This is a genomic window from Microbacterium sp. KRD172 (assembly GCF_017168295.1).
GTDB lineage: Bacteria > Actinomycetota > Actinomycetes > Actinomycetales > Microbacteriaceae > Microbacterium > Microbacterium profundi.
In genome coordinates, this window is record NZ_JABFAS010000002.1 from 3,195,225 (window position 1) to 3,196,524 (window position 1,300).

The 1,300-nt window shown below is 64.1% G+C and carries 2 protein-coding genes; one reads left to right on the plus strand and one right to left on the minus strand.

Annotated features, from left to right (window positions below; translation table 11 throughout):
- Nucleotides 1–101: 101 nt before the first annotated feature.
- A complete protein-coding gene (locus tag J1M43_RS15705; RefSeq protein ID WP_241245528.1) occupies nucleotides 102–584 on the plus strand; it encodes a DUF305 domain-containing protein in 483 nt (160 codons plus the stop codon).
- Between the two features lie 151 nt (nucleotides 585–735).
- Here J1M43_RS15705 and J1M43_RS15710 read toward each other — a convergent pair whose 3' ends face one another.
- Nucleotides 736–1,179, minus strand: a complete 444-nt coding sequence (locus tag J1M43_RS15710) for a (2Fe-2S) ferredoxin domain-containing protein (protein WP_206477263.1) — start codon at nucleotides 1,177–1,179, stop codon at nucleotides 736–738.
- Nucleotides 1,180–1,300 lie beyond the last annotated feature (121 nt).

Sequence of the window (1,300 nt, forward strand, 5' to 3'; positions counted from 1 at the left end):
ACAAGAAAACCCGCACCGACCAGGAGCAGCACGGACCCCGCAGCAAGCAGGTGAACATGTACATCCGATTTGCGGCGATGATCCTCACCGCGATGGTGGTGATGTACTGGGTAATGTTCGTGGGCTCATGGGAATGGGGTCACGTCCGCTTCAGTGAAAGCCGCGTGTTCATGACGCTCACCATGGGGGGCACGATGGTGCTCATCATGCTCGGCTGGATGTTGAGCATGTATAAGAACACCAAAGCCAATATCGCGATCATCACGGTGGGTGTCCTGCTAATCGGAGGCGGCGTCTTCCTTGACCGCAGTCAAATCACTGTTGACGACGCGGCCTTCATGCGCGCCATGATCCCGCACCATTCTCTGGCGATCACCCGTGCCGAACGCGCCCAGATCCAGGACGTCCGCGTCTGCGAGCTCGCGGTCGAGATCAGCGAAGCGCAGCGCCGCGAGATCCTCGAAATGGACTGGCTCATCCGAGACATCGAACGCAATGGCGTCGCGACAACGCCTGAGCAAGCACAGACCCGACCCGTTCCGGTCTTCGAGGAATCAGCGGAGCGTGCATGCCCCGCTGAATAGCGTTCACCATGGTGACGGGTACTTGTGCCGATTGCTGCAGCGGACCGCCGACAGCAGCAACGTTGGGCACTGCAGCTGCTCGCCTCGGCCGAGACCTCCCCCGTTGCCCTCCACGATGTGACGCCTGGGAAGTCGGGCTGGGGCACGACAATCAGGTATTGCTCTTCCGCTTCTGGCGTGCGGACCGCGCTGCAGGCACGGTGTCCGGGTCCTCCAGTTCGTGGCGGCTGCGGCGGGTGGGGGTGAAGGTGTGGATGTCGACGAGCGTGGGTGGCTGCACCGACCAGGGCGCCGGAGATGTGACCCAGTCGATCAGGTCGGCGGTGACGTCAGCGTCGTTGACCTCGCCCAGCCAGACCGGCTCGGCGCCGCGGGAGCGATCTTTCTGGCCGGGAACGACGACGATGACGTTGGAGTGCTCGCACGCATCGAGGCACTTGCTGACCAGCACCTCGGCCGCACCGCTCACGCCGGAACGGATGGCAGCGAGTTGCGCGGCGTGATCGAGGGTGGGGTGGTTTCGCCGGCTCCCGCAATCGCCGCCGCGGCAGACGATGACCAGCGCGTTCTCGGACTCCAGCACCGAGGCGGCCATGGCGGGACGTTTCGGTGTCATGGCCGGCCCCCGAGGTCTAGTTCCACCCGCATGCGAGATCTCATGTCCAGGCGCTTTTGCGGAGCAGGCGCAGCCCGTTGAGGGCGACGATGACGGTAGA

Coding starts and splice junctions, on each gene's coding strand:
- J1M43_RS15705 (WP_241245528.1), top strand. CDS start 102: ATGTACTGGGTAATGTTCGTGGGCTCATGGGAATGGGGTCACGTCCGC.
- J1M43_RS15710 (WP_206477263.1), bottom strand. CDS start 1,179: ATGGCCGCCTCGGTGCTGGAGTCCGAGAACGCGCTGGTCATCGTCTGC.